At 76.4% G+C, this 23,825-nt stretch carries 25 protein-coding genes; 14 read left to right on the forward strand and 11 right to left on the reverse strand.

Annotation, left to right across the window (positions count from 1 at the left end; all coding sequences use genetic code 11):
- Window positions 1-157 precede the first annotated feature (157 nt).
- Together CNX65_RS15495 and CNX65_RS15500 are read left to right on the forward strand one after the other, a co-directional pair.
- A complete protein-coding gene (locus tag CNX65_RS15495) occupies window positions 158-1,294 on the forward strand; it encodes a sensor histidine kinase (protein WP_232519850.1) in 1,137 nt (378 codons plus the stop codon).
- Window positions 1,285-1,935: a response regulator transcription factor gene (locus CNX65_RS15500; RefSeq protein WP_096493756.1), complete on the forward strand. Its 651-nt coding sequence runs from the start codon at window positions 1,285-1,287 to the stop codon at window positions 1,933-1,935. Before CNX65_RS15495 ends, CNX65_RS15500 begins: the two co-directional genes overlap by 10 nt.
- A 10-nt stretch (window positions 1,936-1,945) precedes the next feature.
- On the opposite strand, the gene CNX65_RS15505 is transcribed toward CNX65_RS15500, so the two are convergent.
- From CNX65_RS15505 to CNX65_RS15545, 9 genes are all read right to left on the reverse strand, one after another.
- The gene (locus CNX65_RS15505; RefSeq protein WP_096493758.1) at window positions 1,946-3,112 is read right to left on the reverse strand and encodes a sensor histidine kinase; all 1,167 of its coding nucleotides are present in this window, start codon (window positions 3,110-3,112) and stop codon (window positions 1,946-1,948) included.
- Window positions 3,058-3,627 (reverse strand): TetR/AcrR family transcriptional regulator, encoded by a 570-nt coding sequence (locus tag CNX65_RS15510; protein WP_096493760.1) that lies wholly within the window; start codon window positions 3,625-3,627, stop codon window positions 3,058-3,060. Before CNX65_RS15510 ends, CNX65_RS15505 begins: the two co-directional genes overlap by 55 nt.
- Window positions 3,628-3,661: 34 nt before the next feature.
- Window positions 3,662-4,249, reverse strand: a complete 588-nt coding sequence (locus CNX65_RS15515; protein WP_096493762.1) for a hypothetical protein — start codon at window positions 4,247-4,249, stop codon at window positions 3,662-3,664.
- Between the two features lie 56 nt (window positions 4,250-4,305).
- The gene (locus tag CNX65_RS35390; RefSeq protein ID WP_157767671.1) at window positions 4,306-4,449 is read right to left on the reverse strand and encodes a hypothetical protein; all 144 of its coding nucleotides are present in this window, start codon (window positions 4,447-4,449) and stop codon (window positions 4,306-4,308) included.
- An 89-nt stretch (window positions 4,450-4,538) separates the two neighbouring features.
- A complete protein-coding gene (locus tag CNX65_RS15525; RefSeq protein WP_096493766.1) occupies window positions 4,539-4,985 on the reverse strand; it encodes a hypothetical protein in 447 nt (148 codons plus the stop codon).
- A gap of 65 nt (window positions 4,986-5,050) precedes the next feature.
- Window positions 5,051-5,389, reverse strand: a complete 339-nt coding sequence (locus CNX65_RS15530) for a DUF202 domain-containing protein (protein ID WP_096493768.1) — start codon at window positions 5,387-5,389, stop codon at window positions 5,051-5,053.
- Between the two features lie 6 nt (window positions 5,390-5,395).
- Complete coding sequence (locus CNX65_RS15535) at window positions 5,396-5,758, reverse strand: YidH family protein (protein ID WP_096493770.1); 363 nt, start codon at window positions 5,756-5,758, stop codon at window positions 5,396-5,398.
- Between the two features lie 107 nt (window positions 5,759-5,865).
- Window positions 5,866-7,134 carry a cytochrome P450 family protein gene (locus CNX65_RS15540; RefSeq protein WP_096493772.1) on the reverse strand — a complete coding sequence of 423 codons (1,269 nt, stop codon included), beginning with the start codon at window positions 7,132-7,134 and terminating at the stop codon, window positions 5,866-5,868.
- A 263-nt stretch (window positions 7,135-7,397) separates the two neighbouring features.
- Window positions 7,398-8,339 (reverse strand): helix-turn-helix domain-containing protein, encoded by a 942-nt coding sequence (locus tag CNX65_RS15545; RefSeq protein ID WP_096493774.1) that lies wholly within the window; start codon window positions 8,337-8,339, stop codon window positions 7,398-7,400.
- 286 nt (window positions 8,340-8,625) lie between these two features.
- On the opposite strand from CNX65_RS15545, the gene CNX65_RS15550 reads away from it, so the two are divergent.
- Window positions 8,626-9,009: a hypothetical protein gene (locus CNX65_RS15550; RefSeq protein WP_096493776.1), complete on the forward strand. Its 384-nt coding sequence runs from the start codon at window positions 8,626-8,628 to the stop codon at window positions 9,007-9,009.
- Window positions 9,010-9,131: 122 nt separating this feature from the next.
- Here CNX65_RS15550 and CNX65_RS15555 read toward each other — a convergent pair whose 3' ends face one another.
- Entirely contained in the window at window positions 9,132-9,785 is a 654-nt protein-coding gene (locus CNX65_RS15555) for a biliverdin-producing heme oxygenase (protein ID WP_096493778.1), read from the reverse strand.
- A gap of 192 nt (window positions 9,786-9,977) precedes the next feature.
- On the opposite strand from CNX65_RS15555, the gene CNX65_RS15560 reads away from it, so the two are divergent.
- From CNX65_RS15560 to CNX65_RS15610, 11 genes are all read left to right on the forward strand, one after another.
- On the forward strand, window positions 9,978-10,892 hold the full coding sequence (locus tag CNX65_RS15560) for an alpha/beta hydrolase fold domain-containing protein (protein WP_096493780.1): 915 nt from the start codon (window positions 9,978-9,980) through the stop codon (window positions 10,890-10,892).
- A 389-nt stretch (window positions 10,893-11,281) separates the two neighbouring features.
- The gene (locus CNX65_RS15565) at window positions 11,282-12,403 is read left to right on the forward strand and encodes a Cmx/CmrA family chloramphenicol efflux MFS transporter (protein WP_096493782.1); all 1,122 of its coding nucleotides are present in this window, start codon (window positions 11,282-11,284) and stop codon (window positions 12,401-12,403) included.
- Between the two features lie 169 nt (window positions 12,404-12,572).
- Complete coding sequence (locus CNX65_RS15570) at window positions 12,573-13,325, forward strand: SGNH/GDSL hydrolase family protein (protein ID WP_232519851.1); 753 nt, start codon at window positions 12,573-12,575, stop codon at window positions 13,323-13,325.
- 148 nt (window positions 13,326-13,473) lie between these two features.
- A complete protein-coding gene (locus CNX65_RS15575; protein ID WP_232519852.1) occupies window positions 13,474-15,075 on the forward strand; it encodes an ABC transporter substrate-binding protein in 1,602 nt (533 codons plus the stop codon).
- Complete coding sequence (locus tag CNX65_RS15580) at window positions 15,069-16,181, forward strand: ABC transporter permease (protein ID WP_096493788.1); 1,113 nt, start codon at window positions 15,069-15,071, stop codon at window positions 16,179-16,181. Before CNX65_RS15575 ends, CNX65_RS15580 begins: the two co-directional genes overlap by 7 nt.
- Window positions 16,178-17,008, forward strand: coding sequence for an ABC transporter permease (locus CNX65_RS15585; RefSeq protein ID WP_096493790.1), 831 nt, complete (start codon window positions 16,178-16,180; stop codon window positions 17,006-17,008). Before CNX65_RS15580 ends, CNX65_RS15585 begins: the two co-directional genes overlap by 4 nt.
- The gene (locus tag CNX65_RS15590; protein WP_096493792.1) at window positions 17,005-17,814 is read left to right on the forward strand and encodes an ATP-binding cassette domain-containing protein; all 810 of its coding nucleotides are present in this window, start codon (window positions 17,005-17,007) and stop codon (window positions 17,812-17,814) included. The genes CNX65_RS15585 and CNX65_RS15590 overlap by 4 nt, the downstream gene beginning before the upstream one ends.
- Window positions 17,811-18,482 (forward strand): ABC transporter ATP-binding protein, encoded by a 672-nt coding sequence (locus CNX65_RS15595; RefSeq protein WP_096493794.1) that lies wholly within the window; start codon window positions 17,811-17,813, stop codon window positions 18,480-18,482. The genes CNX65_RS15590 and CNX65_RS15595 overlap by 4 nt, the downstream gene beginning before the upstream one ends.
- Before the next feature lie 159 nt (window positions 18,483-18,641).
- Window positions 18,642-20,480, forward strand: a complete 1,839-nt coding sequence (gene asnB, locus CNX65_RS15600) for an asparagine synthase (glutamine-hydrolyzing) (RefSeq protein WP_096493796.1) — start codon at window positions 18,642-18,644, stop codon at window positions 20,478-20,480.
- A gap of 271 nt (window positions 20,481-20,751) precedes the next feature.
- Window positions 20,752-21,072: a PE domain-containing protein gene (locus tag CNX65_RS15605; protein WP_096493799.1), complete on the forward strand. Its 321-nt coding sequence runs from the start codon at window positions 20,752-20,754 to the stop codon at window positions 21,070-21,072.
- Window positions 21,069-23,255 carry a hypothetical protein gene (locus tag CNX65_RS15610; RefSeq protein ID WP_096493801.1) on the forward strand — a complete coding sequence of 729 codons (2,187 nt, stop codon included), beginning with the start codon at window positions 21,069-21,071 and terminating at the stop codon, window positions 23,253-23,255. Before CNX65_RS15605 ends, CNX65_RS15610 begins: the two co-directional genes overlap by 4 nt.
- An 83-nt stretch (window positions 23,256-23,338) precedes the next feature.
- Here CNX65_RS15610 and CNX65_RS15615 read toward each other — a convergent pair whose 3' ends face one another.
- The gene (locus CNX65_RS15615) at window positions 23,339-23,668 is read right to left on the reverse strand and encodes a DMT family transporter (RefSeq protein WP_015801879.1); all 330 of its coding nucleotides are present in this window, start codon (window positions 23,666-23,668) and stop codon (window positions 23,339-23,341) included.
- Window positions 23,669-23,825 lie beyond the last annotated feature (157 nt).

A 23,825-nucleotide genomic window follows, 5' to 3' on the forward strand; every position in this document is an offset into this window, starting at 1 on the left:
TCCTCACTGCGGAAGGGGTTCGCGGACAGCTCGACGCTAGGAGCGGCCCGGTGCGCCGGGAATGCGGCGACCCGCCCGGCCGTGCTGGGGCAGGCCCCACGCCGGTGGTGCGGCAAACCTCAGATCGCCCGGCTCGACCCGCCGCTACCGTGGCCGCGTGATCCACACCGACGAGCTGAGCGCGGGTGCGGTGGCCGGGAGCTGGGGGCGGGCCGTCGTCGGGGTCCTCCTCGGCGGGCTGCTCGCGCTGGCCACCCCGCCGCTGCTGTTGTGGCCGGTCGGGCGCGACCGCCTCGCCCTCGCGCTGGCCGCCACCCAGGTCCGGCTGATCACCCGCTGGCACGGCCCCGTCCACGTCCCGCGCCCCGCGCCCGCCCGGTGCAGGCGCTACCTGCTGCTGCGCTGGCCGGTCGGGCTGCTCGGGCTCGGCGTGCTCGCGCTGCTCCTGGTGTGCCTGGTCGTGGGGGCGTCGATGCTGTCGGCGTTCCTGCTGGACGGCGACTGGGCGCTGGTCGAGGACTCCCGCGAGCGGGTGGGACCGGCGCTGCTGCTGGTGTCCGCCCCGACCGGGGCCATGCTGACCTTCGTCACCGCCGCGGGCGTGTTCGGCGTCGGCACGCTCGACCGCTGGCTGGCCGCCGAGGCGCTGGGGGCGGGCGACCGGGCGCTGCTGCGCCGCAGGGTCGCCGAGCTGACCACCACCCGCGCCGACGTGGTCGACGCCGTCAACGACGAGCGGCGGCGCATCGAGCGGGACTTGCACGACGGGGTGCAGCAGCGGGTCGTGGCGCTGGGGGTGCTGGTCGGGCGGGCGCACCGGGCGGGTGGGGGAGACCGGGCCCGCGACCTGCTGGAGCAGGCGCTGGTGGTGTCGCAGGAGACCATCGCGGAGCTGCGGCAGGTGGCGCTGCGGGTCTACCCGAGCGCGCTGGACGCCGGGGGGCTGCCCGCCGCGCTGGAGGCGCTGGCCGAGCGCTCGACCACGCCGGTGGCGCTGCGGGTCGACCCCGGCAGGCTGCCCGCCGCCGTGGAGGTGGCGCTGTACTTCGTGGCGTCCGAGGCGGTCACCAACGCGGTCAAGCACGCGGGGGCCACGCGCGTGGAGGTCGTCGTGGCGGGGCGGGACGGGCGGGTCGAGCTGAGCGTGTCCGACGACGGGGCGGGTGGCGCCGATCCGGCGGGGCCGGGGCTGTCGGGGTTGGCGCGGCGGGTGCTGGCGGCCGACGGGGTGTTCGGGGTGGACAGCCCGGTGGGCGGGCCGACCGTGGTGCGGGCGGTGCTGCCGTGCGGGTGATCCTGGCCGAGGACTCGACGCTGCTGCGGGAGGGCCTGGTGCGGTTGCTGGCGGAGGAGGGGCACGAGGTCGTCGCGGCCGTGGGCAGCGCGACCGAGCTGCTGGCCCAGGTCGCGCGGCACCTGCCCGACGTGGTGGTGACGGACGTGCGGATGCCGCCCGGCGGCGGGGACGACGGGCTGCGCGCGGCGCTGCGGATCAGGGAGGGGCACCCTGAGGTCGCGGTGCTGGTGCTGTCGCAGCACGTGGAGCGGCGGTACGCGACCGAGCTGCTCACCGGGGGCGGTGGGAAGGTCGGGTACCTGCTCAAGGACCGGGTGGTGCGGGTCGGGGAGTTCCTGGACGCGGTGGAGCGGGTCGCGGCCGGGGGGACGGTGTTCGACCCGGAGGTGGTGCGGCGGCTGCTGGCGCGCGGGGGGCGCGGCGACCCGCTGGCGGGGCTCACGCCGCGCGAGGCGCAGGTGCTCGCGCTGATGGCCGAGGGGCTGACCAACGCGCGCATCGCGGAGCGGGTGCACGTGTCGGTGAGCGCGGTGGAGAAGCACGTGAACGGGGTGTTCGACAAGCTCGGGCTCACCGGGGTGGGCGGGGTGAGCAGGCGGGTGGTGGCGGTGGTGCGGTACCTGGGGCAGGACGGGTGAGGGCGGGAGGTCAGTCCTCGGTCGGCGCCGCGGGGAACCGCGCGCGCACCGCGAAACCGCGCTCGACCGGGCCCGTGGTCAGGTGGCCGCCCGCCTGGGTGACGCGCTCGCGCATCCCCAGCAGCCCGTAGCCCGAGCCGGGGACCGTGGTGGGCGGGCTGCTCGGCTCGCCGTTGACCACGGTCACGACCAGGTCGCCCGGCCCCTCGACCGCCAGCGCCACCCGCACGGGCGCGCCGGGCGCGTGCTTGCCCGCGTTGGTCAGCGCCTCCTGCACCACCCGGTAGGCCGCGCGCTCCGCCGCCGCGCCCACCGCGGGCAGGGTCCCGTCCCGCTGCTCCAGCCGCACGTCGCCGGGGGCGTCGGCGATCAGCGCGGGGATGCCGTCCAGGCCGGGGGCGCTGTCCTCGGCGTCGTCCTCGCGCAGCACCCGCAGCACGTCGCGCAGCTCCGACAGCGCGGCGGTGCTGGACTTGCGGATCACCTCGGCGGCCTCGGCGACCTGGCCGTCACCGACCACGGTCAGCGCGCCGGACTGCAGGGCGATCACGCTGACCCGGTGCGCGACCACGTCGTGCATCTCGCGGGCGATGCGCCTGCGCTCGGCGGCGACGGCGCGCTCGGCCAGCAGGTCGCGCTCGCGCTCGGCGGTCTCGGCGCGCTCGCTGAGCAGGCCCACCACGCGCGTGCGCTGGTGCACCCACATGCCGGTGAGCACGGGGATCAGCACCGGGATCGTGTTGAGCGGCACCACGATCAGCCAGTGCGCCCCCTCGTAGTTCAGCCTGGGCAGGAACAGCGCGTACACCGCCGCGGCGCCCGCCCAGGTGCGCCAGGACGTGCCGAGGCGGGCCGCCGTGCTGTGCAGGGCGACGAACACCAGGTACGTGCTCGTGTCGAGCGCCAGCAGCGCCAGGCCGACCGCCAGCGCCGCCAGCGGCCAGCGGCGGCGCAGCAGCACGGCGGGCGCGGTGAGCAGCGCCCCGGCCACCGCGCCGAGCGGGCCGTGGGCGCCCGCCAGCTCCACGGCCGAGATCGTGGTCAGGAAGACCGCCAGCAGCGCGTCGAACGCCAGCGACCGCGCGCGGCCCTGCCAGGGGGCCAGCAGGCGCTGCCGCGACGTCAGCCGAGCGGGCTCGGGTCCAGCAGGTACCGCTCCAGCACCGGTCCGATCCACGCCCCCAGCTCCTCCCGCCCCATGGCCGCCAGCGGCGGCACCCGCAGCACGTACCGCGTGAACGCCAGCCCCAGCACCTGGGAGCCGACCAGCGCCGCCCGCTCGGCGGGCCGGTCCACCGCGATCGCGGCCAGCGCGGGCGCCACCTGGCCGGTGAACACCCCCAGCATCGCCTCGGCGGCGGCCGGGCTGCTCGCCGCCGCGCGCAGCAGCGACAGGAACCCGGCGTCGTGCTCCCACACCGCGAGGAACCGGTCCAGCAGCACCGTCGCCACCCCGTCCCGAGGCAGTCCGCGCAGGTCGGGCAGGCGCAGGTCGAACGCGGCGGCCTCGGCGAACAGCGCCTCCTTGCCGCCGAAGTACCGCACCACCAGCGCCGCGTCCACGCCCGCGTCGGCCGCGACGTCGCGCACCCGCACCCGGTCGAACCCGCCCTCGCCGAAGCGGGCGCGCGCGGCGTCCAGGATCGCCGCCCTGGTCGCCTCGGCGGAGCGCTTGCGGGGTGGTGCGGGCACGGGGGCAAGTCAACAGGGCGTGCGCGCGAGTGTCCTAACCGGCCCCGGCCATCGGCGCGCCCACCCTCGGGTCCTCGGTGTTGACCAGGAACGACGTGGCGGGCAGCGACCCGTCCGCGCGGCGCTCCCCCTCGGCGCCTGCCGGGTCGACCTCCCGCAGCACGTCACCGACCCAGCCCGGCTCGTTCCCGGTGTTGCCCCGCGCGACTGCGCCGTCACCGAGCACGGCCTGCTCCCGGTTGCCCAGCGCCAGGTTGTCGCGCAGCCGGGCGGGGGCGTCGCGCAGGGCGAAGCCGTCGCCCGCGTTGCGGAGCGCGCTGCTGCCCGACAGTTCGTGCCCGGCCCGGCCGGTGCTGGTGTACCCGTCGCCGTTGTTCTTCCACGCCGCGCTGCGCAGCACCGCGTGCGGGCCGCCCGTGCCGAGGTCGAAGCCGTGCCCGGAGCCGAGCGCGCGCGAGAAGCCCCAGCGGCTGATCCCGTTGCCGCAGGCCCAGTTCGAGTCGAGGGTGACCCGCCCGGCGAAGGCGCCGAGGCTGGTGCCGTCGTCCACGTTGTCGCAGGCGCGGCAGCCGCGCACGGTCAGCACCGGCCGCGCGCCGGCCTGGCTCGCGTCCAGGATCACGTGGTCGCCTGGCGGGGCGGTCAGGGTGATCGGCTTGTCGGGCGTGCCGGAGGCGGTCAGCTCACGGCCTCGGTGGGGCGGTGGACGCCGTCCTCGAGGTAGATGGTCTGACCTGGCTGGACCACGGCGGCGGCCCGGCCGAGCGTGGCGAACGGGTCCCGCTCGGTGCCCGTCGCGCCGTCGCCCTCCCTGGGGGACACGAAGAAGCTGATCGGCGTGGCGGTCGTCGGCGGCGCGGTGGAACCGGAGGGCGGTGCGCCGGTGGGAGTGTCCGGTGTGGACGGACCGGTCACGGCGGGGAAGCGCGGCGCGCCCACGTCCAGGCAGCGCGCGCAGCCGCGCACGTGCCTGGTGGCGCGCTTGAACCACCGGTCGCCGCCGTGTGCGGCACGCTCAGCCGCAGCGCGCCCGCGACCTCGGCGCGCGAGAGCAGCCCGTTGACCTCCTGCCACCACGGAGAGAACAACTCCCGGTCGGCGGGCGCGAGCCAGCGGGTGGCGTCGAGCACCTCGCACGACTCGGTGACCTGGCCCATCCGGTTCGCCGTGCGCTCGGCGAGGGCCTGACCGGGCGCGGCGGTCTGGGGCAGCGCGTCCAGCGGCAGCGCCGGGCGGCGCCCGCGCACGTGGTCGCGCACCGCGTCGGGGTCGCCCGCCTGGGCGGCCAGGACCACCTGGGCGTCGACGAGGGCATCCACGCCCGAGCCCTCCCGCGCGCCGCTCTCCCACGACGCCACGGCGCGCCGGGGTGCGGTCGGGCGTCCGCCGGGGGCCGCGCGGGTTCGGGATGGCCTGCGGGGGCTCAGGAGTGCGCGGGCAGCGCCCACACCAGGGCCACCAGCGCGACGGCCACCACCAGCGCGGTGAGGCCGAGCAGCGGGCCCGCGCCCGGCAGCTCGGGGCGCTCGTGCGCCAGCAGCGCCCGGTAGGCGCGGGCCGAGCGCCGTTCCGCCAGCGCCCACAGCGCCGCGCACACCACCAGGAACACCGGCCCCACGGCCAGCGACCACGCGCCCAGCACCGGAGGCAGCACCCGCAGCGACACCAGCGCCGTCGCGGCCACCGCGAGCACGGTGCGCCGCCACGCCAGCAGGGTCCGCTCGGGTTGCAGGCCGGGGTCGAACCGGGCGCGCTCAACCACGGCGGGTCACCGCAGGACCGTGCCCAGCACCAGCAGCAGCGCCACCGCCGCCACCCCGACCACCAGCGGCAGCAGCACCCCGGACGAGGGCAGCGGCTCGCCGCGCCGCATCGCCCGCTCGGCGGCGGCCCACCCCCGCCAGGCCAGCGGCGGCACGACCAGGCCCAGCACCAGCAGCGCCAGGGACGCGGCCAGCCGCAGCCCGGAGTGGATCGGCACGTGCAGCGCCTCCAGCGCCACCCCGCCCGCCACCAGCGCCAGCGAGGTCCTGATCCAGGCCAGGAACGTGCGCTCGTTGGCCAGGGTGAACCGGGGGTCGGGTTCGGCGCCGTGGTCGTAGACCCCGCGCGGGAAGCGGCGCAGGCTCACGCCGCGACCTCGCCGGGGCTGTGCTCCACGGGCGCCATGCTATGCCACGTCGGCGTGCGCCGTCCGGCGCAGCGGACGGCCCCGGACGGCGCACCGCGACCCCGGTGTCAGGCCCCCGGCTCCAGCAGCACCGGCAGCTCCTCCAGCCCGTTGACCACCGTCGACCCCAGCAGCCGCAGCCGGGCCTCCGGCACCGCCAGCCGCAGCCTCGGGAAGCGGCCGAACAGCTCGCCCAGCGCGATCTCCAGCTCCTGCCTGGCCAGCGCCGCGCCGAGGCAGAGGTGCGCGCCCACCCCGAACCCGATGTGCCCGGCGCCCTGCGGCGGCGACAGGTCGAACGGCGCGCCGTCCCGGTTCGCGCCCGCCAGCGACACCAGGATCGGCTCGCCGCGCCGCACCAGCGCGCCCGCCACCACCACGTCCCGCGCCGCGTAGCGCGCCCGCAGCCCGCGCACCGGGCCGTTCCAGCGCAGCCCCACCTCGGCCACGTGCGACCACGGGTGCTCGCCCGCCAGCGCCGCCGCGAGCTGCACCGGGTGGGTGAGCAGCGCGTGCACGGTGTTGCACAGCGCGTGCACCGTGGTCTCGTGGCCCGCCAGCAGGAGCAGGTCCAGGGTGCCGACCAGCTCCTCGTCGGTGCACCGGCCGTCCGCGCCCGCCTCGACCAGTGCGCTGGTCAGGTCCTCGGCGGGGTCGGCCCGCCTGCGCCGCACCAGCTCGCCCAGCGCCTCCCGCACCTGCGCCGACGCCGCGACCCGCGCCGTCTCGCCGGAGCGCCCGTCGACCTGGGCGGTGTAGCGCTCGTGGAACCACGCCAGCTCGTCCCGGCCGGTGATGCCGAACAGCTCGAACACCACGATCACGGGCAGCGGCTGGCAGAACCGCTCCTTCAGGTCGACGGGCGAACCGGGGTCCAGCTCGTCCAGCAGCCGCCGGGTGATCGCGGTGACGCGGGGTCGCATCGCCTTGACGCGCTTGGCGGTGAACCCGGTGGCGGCGATCCCGCGCAGCCTGCGGTGCTCGGCGCCGTCGCGGGTGATCATCGAGTGCGCGGTGAGCATCGGCAGCAGCGTCCAGTCCGGCGGCACCTCGCCGCGCCGCAGGGCGGCCCACTCGTCGGGGTGCTTGGACAGCGGCGGCCGGACGTCCAGCACGGCGCGGGCGGCCTCCTCGGTGGTGGCCACCCAGGCCCGCACGCCGTCCGCGTCGACCGGGACGAGCGGCCCGATCTCCTTGAGCAGCCGGTGCTCCTCGTGCGTGGGGGTGGTGCGGTCGAGCACGTGCAGGGGTTCGGCGAGCGAGTGCCCGCGGCGGACCTCGTGGGGCGCTTCCTGCTGGGCCGTCTCGTCGTGGGCCGTCTCGTCGTGAGCCGTCATGGCGGGGCCTCCGGTGCGGGATCGGCACGAGCGGGGCCGGACTCACGCTAGTGCCGCCCGAGGCGCGGGCGTGAGGGCCGATCGACCGACCACGCGCCGCCGCTCACCTGGAATGGCGCCGGAAGGTGACCGGAACCGTTCGCGGATATGCAGGAAAACGCTTACCGGGGGTTCGGCGGCGCACGGGTGGCGCAGGGCGCCGGGAACCCGCGCGAACACGAACCCCCGGCACGCCAACAACTCCGCTCCTTCGCCGCCCCGCCTCACCGCCCCCGTTCGCCCGCCGCAGCCAGCAGCGAGCGGCCCAGCGCGGTCGCGGTGTGCAGGGATTGCCCGCGTCGCCTGCTCGTGCGCAGCAGGCCCGCCTCCCGCAGCACCGACGCGTGCCTGCTCGCCGACGCCGCCGACGTGCCCACCCGGCGCGCCAGCTCGGTCGTGCTCGCCCCGGCCCGCGCGCACTCCAGCACCGCGCACCGGGTCGGCCCGAGCAGCGCGTCCAGCCCCGGCGCCGCGCCCCCGCTCCACCGGTCGCCCTCGTCCAGGGGGTGCACCAGCACCGGTGGCAGCTCCGGGTCGGCCAGCGTCACCGGGGTGCGGCAGAAGTACGACGGCACCAGCCGCAGCCCCCGCCCGGCGAGCCGCACCTCCCGGTCGGCGCGGTGCGCGACCTCCAGCACCGGTGGCCGCCACCGCACGTGTGGGCCCAGCCCGGCCAGCAGCGCGTGCACGCCCCCGTCCACCAGGTCGCGGGCCCGCCGCGCCCGGTCGGCGGCGGCGCTCTCGGCCACCACGCCCGCGTGCGGCTCGACCAGCTTGGCGTGCAGCCTGCGCAGGCACTCCGCCAGCTCGCCCAGCGCGTCCGCCCCGCCGTGCGCCACCAGCCCCGGCAGCCGCGACCGGCCCAGCTCGGCCCTGGCCCTGCGCGGCGGCGTGGCCCGCACCGCGTCCAGCCCGGCGGCGAGGCCGTGCGCCTGCTCGGGCGGGGTCAGCAGGTCCGGCGCGGGCGTGAGCAGGCGCAGCACGGCCAGGTCGCGGTCCCCCGGCCGCAGCCGCGCGCGGGTCTCGGCGGCCCAGCGCCGGAACGCGGCGGGCCGGTCCCGGTCGTGCAGCCTCCGGCACGCCAGGACCACGTCCCACAGCGGCTCCGACCCGCTCGCCACGACGGTCCCCACCAGGTCGTCGGTCGTGAAGACGATGCGCAACACAGTTCCCCCCTCTGCTGCCGGCGAGGACATCCTGGCCGGAGCGCCGCCTCGGGGTGTCGGGTTCCGGCGGAGTTCACCCCGTCGGGAGCGGCGCCGCCGGACGTGCTTGCGCCCAGGGGGAAGACCGCCGCCGTGGGAGCGCCTCCCCCGCTGCTCCGCCGGGGTGCGCGGCCCGGTGCTTGCGCCTGGGCGCAATCCCGTGGCGGCGGCAGCGCCCCACCGGGCACCTTGGGTCCGCAGCACCGGACCGGACCACACCGGGTCAGAGCACACCGAGGGGGAGAAGATGAGGGGCATCACCAAGCTGGCCGTCGCGACCGCCGTCGTCGCGATGCCCGCCGCGCTGTTCGCCGTGCCCGCGCAGGCCGCGCCGAAGACCGGGGCCGAGGTCGGCGCGCGGCACTTCGCGTGCGGCAGCGGCGCCCGGCCCAACCGGGACCCGATCAGCGCCGTCACCGGGGCCGACTCCGGCGCGCGCATCCGCACCGGGTCCAGCACCTCCTGCACCGCGCCCGGCTCGATCCAGCCGTCCGACCAGCTGGACTACTACTGCTTCACGCTCGGCAACGACGGCTACACGTGGACGTACCTGCGCAACCGGCGCACCGGCGTCCAGGGCTGGACCAGGGACGACCTGCTGCCGGGCAACGGGAGCGGCTACGGCTGCTGAGCCGGGCCTGGGCAAGCGCTTACCGCCGCACGCGCCAAGGCTTCCCGGCGCGTGCGGCGGTGGGCGGACGGCGCCGGTCGCGGCTGGTGTTCGCGACCGGCGCCCGCTGCGGGGGCACGGGGTCAGGCGGCGCTGCCCAGGTCCAGCTCGGAGGCGAGCGCGTTGAACACGGCCACGTTGCACTCGAACGCCACGCAGGTCTCCACGATCACCCGCTCCCGCTCGACCTGGCCCCACCCGGCGGTGTCCAGGGAGTCGCGGTAGCGCTTGCGGAAGCCGGGGAGCCCGCCGACCACGTCGAACCGGTAGAACGCGGCGCCCGCGTCGACCAGCCCGTACCGCTGGGCCAGCAGCCGCCGGATGACCTGGCCGCCCGCGACGTCGCCGAGGTAGCGGGTGTAGTGGTGGGCGACGAACCCGCCGGACCACCGCCCGGCCTCGCGGATGCGCCGCACGTACGACTCGGTGGCGGGCACCGGGGCGATCCGCTCCCGCCAGTCCGGGCCGATCAGGTGCGCCAGGTCCTGCTCCAGCGCGGGGACGCGGCGCAGCTCGGGCTCGGTGAACCGGCTGGCGACCGGGTCGTCGGCGAGCGCGTCGGCCCGCTCCTCCAGCGCCCCGTAGATGAAGTAGTACTGCTCGGCGAGCCTGGTGTACGCCCCGAGGTCGAGGCGCTCGCCCAGGAGCGCCTCCATGTACCCGGTCCGCTCGGCGCGCTCGTGCTCCTTGCGGGTGGCGGCGCGCAGCTCGGCTGAGAAGGGGGTCGCGGTGTCCATCTGCGGCTCCTGGGGTCGGCGCGCTGCGGTGATCTCCGACCCTAGGGCGCACGATCAAGTTAGGCAAGCCTAATAAGGCGTCGTCCAGGGGTTGAAACGCAAACTTCGCGCGCAGGGAGCAATCGCGCGATGACTCTCCGCGCACGTCGGGCGCAGGGTGCAGGATCGACCTTCGAACCCCGAGGAGGTCGTGTGTCCCTGCTGTCCCGCCCCGCCGTCGCCGATGCCGTGGCCAGGAGGCTCAAGTCGTTCATGACCCCGCGCGGCGACCCCGCCACCCCGTACCTGGGCGCGCGCGGCCGGGTCGGCCGGGTCGTCGTGCCCACCCGGCACGGGGGCGTGCCCTGCGCGGTCTACCACCCGCCCGCCGACGTGACCCCGGCCGGTTCGGGCGCGTACCTGAACCTGCACGGCGGCGGCTTCGCCATCGGCTACCCCGGCCAGGACGACTCGTGGTGCCGCTACCTGGCCGCCGAGACCGGCGTGGTCGTGCTCAACGCCGACTACGCCACCACCCCCGAGCACCGCTTCCCGGTGCCGGTCGAGCAGACCTACGACGTCCTCGCCTGGGCCGCCGAGCCCGAGCGCGACTGGGACGGCTCGCGGCTGTGCGTGGGCGGGCAGAGCGCGGGCGGCTCGCTCGCGGCGGGCGCGGCGCGGCTGGCGCTGGAGCGGGGCGGACCGGCCGTCGCGCTCCAGGTCCTGCACTACGCGCCGCTCGACCTGGTCACGCCCGGCAGGGACAAGCGGCTGGCGGGGCCGAAGTCGATGCTGCGCCCGTGGATGGCCGAGGTGTTCGACACCGCCTACATCCCCGACCCGGCGGCGCGGCGCGACCGGCTGGCCTCGCCCGCGTGGGGCGACAACGGGGTGGGGATCGAGGGCATCGCCCCGGCGGTGGTGATCACCTGCGAGCACGACCGGCTGCGCGACGAGGGCGTGGCGTACGCGAGGGCCCTGGACGCGGCGGGCGCGCTGGCCGAGCACCACGAGGTGCGCGGGTACGACCACGGCTACAACTTCCGGGGCGGCGCGCCCCGCGAGGTCGTGGACGCGGTCTACGCCCGCATCGCCGGGCACGTCCGCAGGGCGGTGGGGGAGGGCTGAGGAGCGCGGGGCGGTGCGCGCCCAGGGGAGAGGGGCGGTGCCTGCCGGGCCGGGCAGGACCGGCGGCGCGGCGAGCGGGCGGCGCCGCCCCGCGCGCCGCCGCCGTCCGGGAATCGGGTGGACGCGGTCGGCGGGTCGCGCTAGCGTCCGGCGCGTGTCCAGCCCGGAGTCGGAGAGAGGCGGGCCACCGGTGCTCCGGTGGCGCCCCGCGCCCGTCGCGTGACCCGCGCCGGGCCGTCCGCTCCCCGCGTCGCCTGACCGCGTCGTCTGACCGCGTCGCCTGACCGGGGCGCGCCGCCGCGCACCGCACCGCGCCCCCCGCCGTCCCGGCCGGGGGCTCCCTCGCCGGGCGCCCGTCGCGTCCGGCCGGTGTCGCGGAGCCCTCTCCCATGCCTCCTGCCGTCCACGCCCTGGCCCTGGCCGTCTTCGCCCAGGCCACCTCCGAGTTCATGCTGTCCGGCCTGGTCCACCCCCTGGCCGCCGACCTCGGCGTCCCGCTCGCCGCCGCGGGCGCCCTGACCTCGGGCTTCGCCCTGGGGATGGTGCTGGGCGCGCCGCTCGCCGCCGCGCTGAGCCTGCGCTGGCCGCCCCGCCGGGCGCTGCTCGGGTTCCTCACCGCGTTCCTGCTGGCCCACGTGCTGGGCGCCCTCACCCCCGGCTTCGCCGTGCTGCTGACCACCAGGGTGGTCGCCGCGCTCGCCACCGCCGGGTTCCTGGCCGTCGCGCTCGGGACCGCCGCGCGGCTCGCGGGCCCCGGCGCGCAGGGGCGGGCCACCGCGACCCTGCTGGCGGGCACCACCACCGCCTGCGTGGTGGGCGTCCCCGCGGGCGCGCTGCTCGGCGAGCTGTGGGGCTGGCGGTCCGCGTTCTGGGCCGTCGCCCTGCTCACCGCGCCCGCCCTGGTCGCGGTCCTGCGCTCGGTCCCGGCGGGCGGCGGCGACCCCGGCGGCGCGGTGGCCGCCGAGCTGCGCGGGCTGCGCGTGCCGGGGCTGCGGTCGCCGCTGCTGCTGGCCGCGCTGGTCAACGGCGGCACGTTCTGCGCCTTCACCTACCTCGCCCCGCTGGTCACCGACGTGGCGGGCCGCGCCGCGGGCTGGGTGCCGGTGGCGCTGGCGGTGTTCGGCTGCGGCGCGTTCGCCGGTGTCGTGGTGGCGGGAAGGGCGGCTGACCGGCGCCCGGCGCGCCTGCTCGCCGCGGGACTGGTGGCGCTGCCCGCGGGCTGGCTGCTGCTGGCCGCGTTCCCGGTCGCGCCGCTGCTGTTCGCCCAAGCCGCCCTGTCGTTCGCGGTCGGCTCCACGCTGGTCGCCGAGGTGCTGCGGGTCGCGCCCGGAGCGCCGAGGCTGGCGGGCGCGGCGGCGACCGCGGCGCTCAACGCAGGCGCCGTCGTCGGCCCGCTGCTGGGCGGCGCCGCGCTGGCCGGGGGCGCTCGGGCCGCGCTGCTCGTCAGCGCCGCCCTCACCGCCTGCGCGCTGGTGTTCGGCTCACGCCGCCTGACGCGCGCCCGCGCCTGAGACCGGCCGGGTCGTCACCCGACGACCCGGCCCACCCCAAACCCCCACGAACCACCCGTTTCGCCCGCCCCCCAACGCTTCCCGCCCGACCGACCGGAGGGTCGGCCTCCGCTAACCGCAGGCGCGTGGCACGATGCCCGAGGTCCAAGAACGGGAGCGGGAGCGGCTAATGAAGTACGTGGCGATCGGCGACAGCTTCACCGAGGGAGTCGGCGACGAACTGCCGGACGGGACCGTCCGGGGCTGGGCCGACCTGGTCGCCCAGGGGCTGGCGACGGCGCTGCCCGACGAGGAGGTCGAGTACGCCAACCTCGCCGTCCGGGGCAGGTTGATCACCCCCATCGCCACCGAGCAGCTGGAGGCGGCCCTCGCGCTCAAGCCCACGCTGCTCTCGTTCAACGGCGGCGGCAACGACATGATGCGCCCCGGCATGGACACCTCCAAGGTCCTCGCGCTGATCGAGCGCGTCGTGCGCCGCTGCGCCGAGGAGGGCGTCCGGCTGATCCTGATCAGCGGCCCGAACCCCGGCGCGGGCCTGCCGCTCGGCCGCGTCATCGACCGCCGCGGCAGCGAGCTGACCAGGGCCGTCACCCCGCTGCGCGACCGGCCGAACCTGGTGCTGGTCGACATCTTCAACGACACCGAGATCCGCCGCCCCGCCTACTGGGCCCCCGACCGACTGCACCTCAACGCCGCGGGCCACCGCAGGGCCGCCGCGCTGATCCTCAGCGCGCTCGGGCACCACACCGAGGCCGAGATCGTCGCCCCGGACGCCGACGAGCGCGCGCGCGGCCTGCTCCACGAGCTGCGCTACTACCGCGAGCACGTCCTGCCGTGGCTGGGCCGCAGGCTCGGCGGTCGCTCCTCCGGCGACAACCGCACCGCCAAGGGCGCGGTGTGGTCCCCGGTCCCCAAGCTCTGACCGCGGGGGCGGGGAGGGCGAGCGCCTTCCCCGCCTCACCCGAACGCCCCCGCACCGCCCGCGCGCTGTGAACTGGCTCTCACGGTTTGTTGTCGCACACCCTTGCTTGTTACGAATAGCGGGCAACAAGGACGACGAGGGGCGGAACGTGCGCGTACCTGCTTGGGCCCGAACGGCGGGAGCTCTGCTCTCCGCCACCCTGCTGACCACGGCGTGCTCGACCTCGCCCACCGCGCAGGGCGGCCCGGCGCCGACCGAGCTGCGGCTGGCCATCGGCGGCGAGTCCGAGGACGGCTACGACCCGACGCTCGGCTGGGGCCGCTACGGCTCCCCGCTGTTCCAGTCGACCCTGCTCGGCAGGGACGCGGACCTGAACCTGACCAACGACCTGGCCACCGGCCACTCGGTGAGCCCGGACGGTCTGGTGTGGACGGTCGACCTGCGGACCGACGCAAGGTTCAGCGACGGGCAGCCGGTCACCGCCAAGGACGTCGCCTACACCTTCACCACCGCGGCCAAGAGCGGCGGCCTCACCGACGTGACCGTGCTCAAGGAGGCGGTCGTCGTCGACGAGGACACCGTCGAGCTACGCCTGACCCAGCCGCAGAGCACGTTCGTCAACCGCCTGGTGTCGCTGGGCATCGTCCCCGAGCACGCGCACGGCGCCGACTACGCGCGCAAGCCGGTCGGGTCCGGGCCGTTCGTGCTGGAGCAGTGGGACGAGGGGCAGCAGCTCATCGTCAAGCGCAACGACGCCTACTACGGGCAGAAGCCCGCGTTCGAGCGCGTCGTGTTCGTGTTCACCGGCGAGGACGCCACCCTGGCCGCCGCCCGCTCCGGGCAGGTCCACGTGGCCTCGCTGCCGTCGTCGCTGGCCAGGACCGAGCTGCCCGGCATGGCGCTGCGGGACGTGGACTCGGTGGACAACCGGGGCATCTCGTTCCCGTACCTGCCCGCCGAGGGCCGCACCACCGCCGAGGGACGCCCGATCGGCAACGCCGTCACCTCGGACCGCGCCGTGCGCCAGGCCGTGAACTACGCGCTGGACCGGCAGGCCCTGGTCGACGGCGTGCTCGACGGCTTCGGCAGCCCCGCCACCGGCCCGGTCGACGGGATGCCCTGGTTCGAGCCGTCCGCAGCGATCGAGGACAACGACCCCGAGCGCGCCAGGAAGCTCCTGGACGAGGCGGGCTGGACCGACTCGGACGGCGACGGCGTGCGCGAGCGCGCGGGCGTGAAGGCCGAGTTCCCGCTGCTCTACCCGGCCAGCGACTCGCTGCGCCAGGGCCTGGCGCTGGCCGTGGTCGACATGCTCAAGCCGATCGGGATCGCGGTCTCCGCGCAGGGCGAGAGCTGGGAGGTCATCCGCACCCGGATGCACGCCGAGCCGGTCCTGTTCGGCTGGGGCAGCCACGACCCGACCGAGATGCACACCCTGTACTCGTCGGCCCGCGCGGGCGTCGAGCTGTGGAACCCCGGCTTCTACGCCAACCCGGCGGTGGACGCGCACCTGGACGCCGCGATGGCCACCACCGACCCCGAGGTCGCCACCCGCGAGTGGAAGGCCGCCCAGTTCGACGGGGCGCAGGGCTTCTCCGCGCAGGGCGACGCCGCGTGGGCCTGGCTGGTCAACCTCAAGCACACCTACTTCGCCAACCAGTGCCTGGACCTCGGCCCCGAGCAGGTCGAGCCGCACGGCCACGGCTGGCCGGTCACCTGGAACATCGCCGCCTGGCGCTGGACTTGCTGAACCCCGACGAGACCGGCGGCCTCGGCGGCGCGGCCAAGCTCGGCGGGGCGGGGGAGCCCGGAGACGGGATCGACCGCCCCGACGAGCAGGCCGCCCGCCCCGGCCGCTCGCGCGGCGCGCGCAACCCCGCGGTGCGCGTGGTGGCCAAGCTCGGCCGCCTGGCGCTGCTGCTGGCCGCCGTCGCCGCGGGCACCTTCACGCTGATGGTCAACTCGCCGGTGGACCCGGTGAGCGCCTACGTCGGCGCGGACGTGGCGCGCCTGGGCCCCGAGCAGCGCGAGCTGATCGCCCAGCGCTGGGGCCTGGACGAGCCCGCGCCGCAGCGGTTCCTGTCCTGGCTGGGCAACCTGGTCCGGGGCGACTTCGGGTTCTCCCCGACGTTCAACCGCCCCGTGCTGGAGGTGATCGGCGACCGGTTCACCGCGAGCCTGGGCCTGATGGCGCTGGCCTGGCTGCTGTCCGGGCTGCTCGGCTTCGCCCTCGGCGTCCTCGCGGGCGCGCGGCGCGGCAAGCCCACCGACCGGGTGATCACCTGGTGGGCGTACACGCTGGCGTCCGCCCCGGTGTTCTGGGTCGGCCTGCTGCTGCTCTACGTCTTCGCGGTCTCGCTGAACTGGGCCCCGGTGTGCTGCGCGGTGCCGATCGGCGTGCCCGCCGCCGAGGTCACCCTGCTCGACCGGCTCGGCCACCTCGCGCTGCCCGCGCTGACCCTGAGCGTCGTCGGCGTCGCGCCCGTCGTGCTGCACACCCGGCACGCCGTCATCGAGGCGCTCGCCTCCGACCACGTCGCGTTCGCCCGCGCCCAGGGCGACCGGGGGATCGGCCTGGTCGCGCACCGGGTGCTGCGGGGCGCCGCCGGTCCCGCCCTGCTGCTCCAGTTCGGCTCGCTCGGCGAGCTGTTCGGCGGCTCGGTGCTGGCCGAGCAGGTGTTCTCCTACCCCGGCCTCGGCGCCGCGACCACGCAGGCGGCGATGTCCCAGGACGTGCCGCTGCTGCTGGGCATCGCCCTGTTCACCGCCGTGCTGGTGTTCGTCGGCAACACGATCGGAGACCGCGTGCACGCCGCCGTCGACCCGAGGGTCGCGCTCCGGGCGGGTGAGCGGTGAGCGCGCTGACCGCCGACCGCCGCACCCGGACCCTGGTGCTGCTGGGCTGCTCCCTGCTGGTGGTGGCGGCCGTGCTCGTCGCGGGCGCCCTGGCCGGGGACGCCGCGCAGACCACCGCGCTGTCCCAGCGCAACCAGCCGCCGTCCGCCGCGCACTGGTTCGGCACCGACTGGCTGGGCCGCGACGTGCTGGCCAGGACCCTGTCCGGGCTGCGGCTGAGCCTGCTGGTCGGCACCTGCGCGGCGGCGATCTCCGCGCTGGTGGCCCTGGTGCTGGCGTGCCTGGCCACGGTCGGCGGCAGGCGCGCCGACGCGGCCGTCGGCTGGCTGGTCGACCTGTTCCTCGCGCTGCCGCACCTGGTGCTGCTGATCCTGCTGGCGTTCGCGCTCGGCGGCGGCACCGGCTCGGTCATCCTCGCCGTCGCGCTGACCCACTGGCCGACCCTGACCCGCGTGCTGCGGGGCCGGGCGCGCGGCGTGGTCGGCTCGAACTACGCGCTCGTGGCCACCCAGCTCGGCCGCAGCCGCTGGTGGGTCGCCCGCAGGCACGTCGCGGGCCACCTGACCGGGCAGTTCCTGGTCGGCCTCGTGCTGCTGTTCCCGCACGCGATCCTGCACGAGGCGGCCCTGTCGTTCCTGGGCATGGGCGTGGACCCGGCGCAGCCGTCGATCGGGGTGCTGCTGTCGGAGTCGATGCGGTTCCTGTCGGCGGGCGCGTGGTGGCTGGCGCTGCTGCCCGGCGCGTGCCTGCTGCTGGTCGTGAAGGCCGTGGACGGCGTGGGCGAGCACCTGCGCGCGCTGCTGGACCCGAGGAGCCACCACCTGTGAGCCTGCTGGAGATCGACGCGCTGGGCGTGCGGTTCGGCCAGTACGAGCGCGGGCTGCGCCGCCGGACCGTGGTGGCGCTGTCGGGCATGGACCTGCGCGCGGACCGGGGTGAGGTGGTGGCGCTGGTCGGCGCGAGCGGGGCGGGCAAGACGCTGCTGGCGCACGCCGTGCTGGGGATGCTGCCGCCCAACGCCGAGGAGAGCGGCGAGGTGCGCTTCGCGGGTGAGGTGGTGAGCCCGGACGCGCGGCGCGCGCTGGCCGGTCGGGAGCTCGCGCTGCTGCCGCAGGCCGCGTCGTTCCTGGACCCGGTGACGCCCGTGGGCAAGCAGGTGCGCCGCTCGGCGAGGCTGGCGGGCGCGGCCGACCCAGGGGCGGCGGCGCTGCGGGCGCTGGCCTCGCGCGGGCTGGGGCCCGAGGTGGCGCGGCTGCACCCGCACCAGCTGTCCGGCGGCATGGCGCGCCGGGCGCTGGCCGCGATGGCGCTCATGGCCGACCCGGCGCTGGTGCTGGCCGACGAGCCGACGCCCGGCCTCCCGCCGGAGTCGGTGCGCGCGGTGCTGGCGGACCTGCGCCGGATCGCCGACGACGGCCGCGCGGTCGTGCTGATCACGCACGAGCTGACCGGGGCGCTGGAGATCGCCGACCGGGTGGTGATCTGCCGCGACGGGCGGACCGTGGACGAGGCCGACCCCGCGGACTTCCGGGGCGACGGCGGGGCGCTGGCGCACCCGTACACGCGGGCGCTGTGGAACGCGCTGCCCGCCAACGGGTTCCACGTGCCCGGTGAGCTGGAGGGGGAGCGGTGAGCCTGCGCGCGCGGGACGTGTGGTTCCGGTACGGCCGGACCGGGCCGTGGGTGGTGCGCGGCGTCGACCTCGACGTCGAGCCCGGCGAGGTGGTCGGGCTGCACGGGGCGAGCGGGTCGGGCAAGAGCACGCTCGGCAGGCTGCTCGCGGGGCTGGACCGGCCGCGCCGCGGCGCGGTGGAGGCGGACGGCGCCGCGCCCCGGCCGGGCAGGGGCGTGCCGAACCCGGTGCAGCTCGCCTTCCAGGACGCGCACTCGGCGATGGACCCCCGGTGGCGGGTGTCCGAGGTGCTGGCGGAGACCGCGCCGGGCGGTGGCGCGGCGGGCGGTGGCGCGGCGGGTGAGGTGGCCGCGCTGGACCCGGTGCTGGTGCCGCCCGCCCTGCTGGACCGGTTCCCGCACGAGATCAGCGGCGGCGAGGCCCAGCGGGTGAACCTGGCCCGCGCGCTGCTGACCTCGCCGCGCTACCTGGTGGCCGACGAGATCACCGCGAGCCTGGACGCGATCACCCAGGCGGTGATCTGGCGGCTGCTGCTGGAGCGGGTGCGGGCGGACCGGGTCGGCGTGCTGGCGATCTCGCACGACCGGCCGCTGCTCGACGCCGTCGCGGACCGGGTGGTGGACCTGGCCGAGGTGCAGGCCGAGGTGCAGGCCGAACCCGCTCGGTGATCCCCACGTCCTCGGACGGGTGGCTTCCTGCGCCCGTCCGGGTGACGTCCCCACGAGCAGTGGGCGGAGCGCGCAAAACGGGCAGACAGTCCCGCCTTCCGGTGTTACACCTGGATCACCAGTGCTTGCGGTAGCTAACCAAATTGGCTGGAGGCGGCCATGTGCGGCATCACCGGGTGGGTCTCCCACGACTCCGACCTCACCACGCGCCCCGGAGCCGGGGACGTCCTGGCCGGGATGACCGCCACCATGGCCTGCCGCGGCCCGGACGACTCCGGGACCTGGTGGCACCCGAACGCCGCCCTCGGCCACCGCAGGCTCGCCGTCATCGACCTGCCCGGCGGTCGCCAGCCGATGGTGCTGCCCACCCCGCGCGGCGACCTCTGCCTGGTCTACAGCGGCGAGACCTACAACCACGCCGAGCTGCGCGCCGAGCTGACCGCGCTCGGCCACACCTGGCGCACCGCCAGCGACACCGAGGTCGTCCTGCACGGCTACCTGGAGTGGGGCGAGCGCGTCGTCGAGCACCTCAACGGCATGTACGCCTTCGCCGTCTGGGACTCCCGCGACCGGACCCTCCTGCTGGCCCGCGACCGCATGGGCGTCAAACCCCTCTACTACCGCCCCACCCCGGACGGGGTGCTGTTCGGCTCCGAGCCCAAGGCGGTCCTGGCCCACCCGCTGGCGGAGCGCGCCGTGGACGACGACGGCCTGCGCGAGCTGCTCCTGCCCACCCAGCGGCCCGGCTGGTCGCTGTGGAAGGACCTCGTCCCGGTCGAGCCGGGCACCACCGTCACGGTCAGCCGCTCCGGGATCCGCGCCCGCGCCTACTGGTCCCTGCGCACCACCCCGCACGCCGACGACCGCGACACCACCGTCGCCACCGTCCGCGAGCTGCTCACCGACACCGTCCGCCGCCAGCTCGTCGCCGACGTGCCCCGCTGCGTCCTGCTCTCCGGCGGCCTGGACTCCAGCGCCATCACCGGGCTCGCGGCGGCCGAGCTGTCCGAGCCGGTCCGCACGTTCTCCGTCGACTTCCCCGGCCAGGAGGAGAACTTCGCCCCGGACGACCTGCGCCCCACCCCGGACGCGCCGTACGTGCGCGACGTCGCCGCGCTCGTCGGCTCCGACCACCACGACGTCCTGCTCGACCCGGCCCGCCTCACCGACCCGGACACCCGCCGCGCCGTCCTCACCGCGCGCGACGTCCCGATGGGCTCCGGGGACACGGACGTGTCCCTGTACCTGCTGTTCAAGGCCATCCGCGAGGGCTCCACCGTGGCGCTGTCGGGGGAGTCGGCGGACGAGGTGTTCGGCGGCTACCGCTGGTTCCACGACGGCTCGGCCGAGGTCGACGGGTTCCCCTGGATGGTCGCGTTCCGGGACCTGGGCTCCGGCGCGGCCTCCCCGTACCGGGAGGACCTGGTGCGGCGCCTGGACCTCGGCTCCCACGTCCGGGACCAGTACCGCGCGGCCGTCGCCCAGGTCGAGCCGCTGGAGGGCGAGTCGGCGCGCGAGGCCCGGATGCGCGTGGTGTGCCACCTGCACCTGACCCGGTTCGTGCGGATGCTGCTGGACCGCAAGGACCGCATGTCCATGGCGGTGGGCCTCGAGGTGCGCGTCCCGTTCTGCGACCACCGGCTGGTCGAGTACGCCTACAACGCGCCCTGGGCGCTGAAGACCTTCGACGGCAGGGAGAAGAGCCTGCTGCGCCACGCCACCGCGCACGTGCTGCCCGCGTCGGTGCGCGACCGCGTGAAGAGCCCGTACCCGTCGACCCAGGACCCCGGTTACGCCGCCGCGCTGCAGCGGCAGGTCGCCCAGGTGCTCGCGGAACCGGGGCACCCGGTGTTCGACCTGGTGGACCGGGAGCGGGCGCGGGCGCTGGTCGGGGCCGACCCCGCGCGGGTGGGCCAGGCGCAGCGCTTCGCCCTGGACCGGGTGCTGGACCTGTACCACTGGTTCGACCTCTACCGGCCGCGGCTGCTCGCGTCCTGAGACCGCACCACGCGTGTTACCCCTATCTTCGGCGAGCAACAACACACACCCCGCCGCGAGCCCAGAAACCTTTGTCCGCCAATGGTTTCCGGGCTTCGCGCCGGTAGCGGTCCCGCACGTGCCCCCGATTCCCCTTGTGGTGGAACAAAAATTTCCACCGAACGGGTGACGATGTTCCGGCGTTGCGCCATTTCCCTTACCTGACCGCACTTCTCGGGGGTAACGCCGCGTGCCGGATGGCCGATGCACAGCTCGTACGTGAGGAGGGCCCTTGTCGCAGCACAGCACGGAATCCGCTCTCGGGGTCGACCCCGACGTCCTGGCCGCCATCGCGGCGAGGCTGCGCGAGCTGCGCGCCCGCCTCGACGTCGAGCCCGCCAACACCCGGCTCGACGTGCCCACCTCGGGCTCGGACCTGGTGTCCGGCGCGCTGGAGGACTTCACGGCCCGGTGCGCCGAGGGCAGGCAGCGGATCGGCGAGGAGCTGGAGGCCGTCGCCGCCGCGTTCGACGCCTCCGCCGCCAAGTGCCTGCGCGCAGACCACGACGGCGCGCTCGCCCTCGCCCAGCTGCTCGGCCGGAGCGCCCCGTGACCACCCTGCCCAGGCTCGCGCGGGTCGCCGCGCCCGGTGACCCCGGCGGCGTGCGCCGCGCCTCGGCCGCGCTCGCCGAGGCCGGTGCGGAGGCCGACGCGGTGCGCGCGGCGCTGCGCGCGGTCGGCGACGTGCTGTCGATGTGGCCGGGCGCCGACGGGTTCCGGGGCAGGCTCGAACGGGTCTGCGCCGACCTCGGCGTCCTGGTCACCGCGCACGCCACCGCCGCCAAGGCCCTGTCCGGCTACGCGACCGAGCTGGCCCCCGCCCGCGCCCGCGCGGGCTTCGCCCAGGCCCGCGCCGCCTCGGCCGCCGAGGAGGAGGCCGACGCCGGGCGCAGGGCCCGAGCCGCCGACGCCGAGGCCACCGCGCACGGCAACCGGGCGCTGCAGGCCGTGCAGCGGGTCGGGTACGCCAAGAACCAGCTCGTCATCGCCACCCTCGTCGGCGACGACAAGGCCGCCGACGACCTGAGCTCGCGCATCGAGACCGAGGAGCGGCTGGCACGCGTCGCGGGCGCCGAGCACGAGCAGGCGCAGGAGCGGGCGAAGCTGGCGCAGTCCGAGCGGGAGGAGGCCGTGCGCAGGCTCGGCGCGGCCAAGGAGCTGGCCGAGCAGGCCAGGAACCTGCGCGAGACGGCGGCCCGCGTCGCCGCCGGGGTGCTGCGCGAGGCGGTGGAGCACGCGGTGGGCGAGTTCGCGGTCGGCGCGCTGGAGAGTGCGGAACCGGCGGCGGGGGAGCTGGGGAGCGGGGAGGCGTCCGGCGGGGGCGAGCGGTCCGAGGACGCGCCGACCGTGCCGCGCGCCGCGGTGGGAGCGCTCCAGGTGCTGTCGCGGGGGGAGCCTGTCCCGGACGCCGAGGTTGCCGACGACGCCGCCGATGCCGATGCCGATGCCGATGCCGACGACGCCGCCGATGCCGCGGCTGTGGAGACCGAGCCCGCCGCCGCCGAGCCCGCCGACGCTGAGCGCCCAGCCACCGGGCCCACTGCCGCCAAGTCTGCCGACACCGGGAGCGCCGCGGTGCCCGAGCTCCCGGCCGCCCGAGCCCCGCTGGCACTGCTCCCCGCCGTCGCTGCGGGGGAGTCCGAGCCGGTCGAACGCGTGGGCAGCCACCGCGCCGCCGACCCGGCGCCGGCGGGTGACACCGAGGACCCCGTGCTGTCCGGGACCATCGACGTCGAGTGGTTGACCGCCGACGTCCTCCTGGGCCCCGCGGCGCCGCCCGAGGACCTCGTCGACTGGGCCGAGTTCGAGTCGCTGGCGGGCGTGGTCCTGCTCGGCGACCGCATCCGCCCGCCCGGCGCCGACCTCGACGAGCTGGCCGAGGTCCTGTCCCTGGACACCCGCCTGCGCGACCAGCTCCCACCCCGCGAGCAGACCCCGCTCGCCCCCGAACCCTCGGCCGCCGCCCCCTTGGCGGCCGAGGCCCTCTCCGCAGATCCCGCAGCCGCCGATCCCGCAGCCGCCAAGCAGGCACCCGCCGCGTCCACCCCCGCCAGGCCCACTCCCGCCAAGCCGGCCCCCGCCGAGAACCCAGGCCTGCCCGCCCTGGCGGAGCGCACCCCGCCCCGCCCGGCGGGCAAGGTCTCGGCGGCGCTGCGCCTCCCGGCGGGCTGGATCGAGATCGACCCCCGCTCGGACGCCCCGCTGCCCAGCGCGGCCCTGTCCGCCAGGGCGCAGCGGGCCGAGGCCGAGCGGGTCGCCAAGCTCGCCGGCCCGGTGGCCCTCGAACTGCGCAAGCTCTCCGAGGGCTCCGAGCCGCTCCTCGCCGCCGTCTGGGCGGGCGGCGGCGACCTGGCCCCGCCCGCGCTCACGGCGGGCGCGCTGCTCGCGGTGTCCCCGGCGGTCGGCGGGCTGGCGCAGGTCTGGGCGTCGATCGAGCGCGCCCCCGGCGCGGGCGAGGTCACCGTGTCCTCGGTCGAGCTGCCGGGGGGCGTGGCGCTGCTGGCCACCACCGAGATCGACCTGCCCACCCCGGAACCCCGGCCCGCCCAGGAACCCGAGCCCGACCCGGACCCGCCGGTCCCCGACCGCGCCCTGGTCAGCCGCTACTTCCTGCGCCTGCCGGGCAGCGACCGGGTCGCCGTGCTGTCCTTCACCACCCCGAACACCGAACTGGCCGACCGCTTCGGCGAGGTCTTCGCCGCGATCGCCGCGAGCCTGCGCTTCCACGCCGCCTGACCCGCGCCCACCACCGCGAGTTCCGCGCACGCCGAAAAGCGCTGACCGCGCACGCGGTCAGCGCCCCTCGGGACGTCGTCGGATCAGGCGACGGCGGTGGTGGTGGCCACGAGCCCCACCCCCGCCGCGATGAGCGCCATCCCGGCCAGGGTGCCCGGCGCGATCGGGTCGGCGAACAGCACCCGGCCCGCCACCGCGACCAGCGCGATGCCACCACCGGCCCAGATGGCGTAGGTGATCGCGACCGGCAGCCCGAGCCGGATCACCTGCGCCTCCAGGTAGAACGCGATGCCGTAACCGACCACCAGTCCGAGGACCGGCAGCGGTTTCGTGAAGCCGTGCGAGGCTTTCAGGCACAACGTGGCGAAGACCTCGCTGCACACGGCGAGGCTGAGCAGGAACCACTTGAGCATGGAGTTGTCCCGGAGTCCGGAGGGAAGCGTGGGCTGGGGCGAGCAGCCCAGGCGTCAACCGCCGCGGGTGGGGAAGTGGACTCGCAGGACGAACTTGGAGGGGCCGTCAGGTGTCGTCGCGCGACACACGGAACATCACCCTTACGCCAGGAAGGTG

The sequence above is a fragment of the Actinosynnema pretiosum genome, assembly GCF_002354875.1.
In the GTDB taxonomy this organism is placed as follows: Bacteria; Actinomycetota; Actinomycetes; order Mycobacteriales; family Pseudonocardiaceae; genus Actinosynnema; species Actinosynnema auranticum.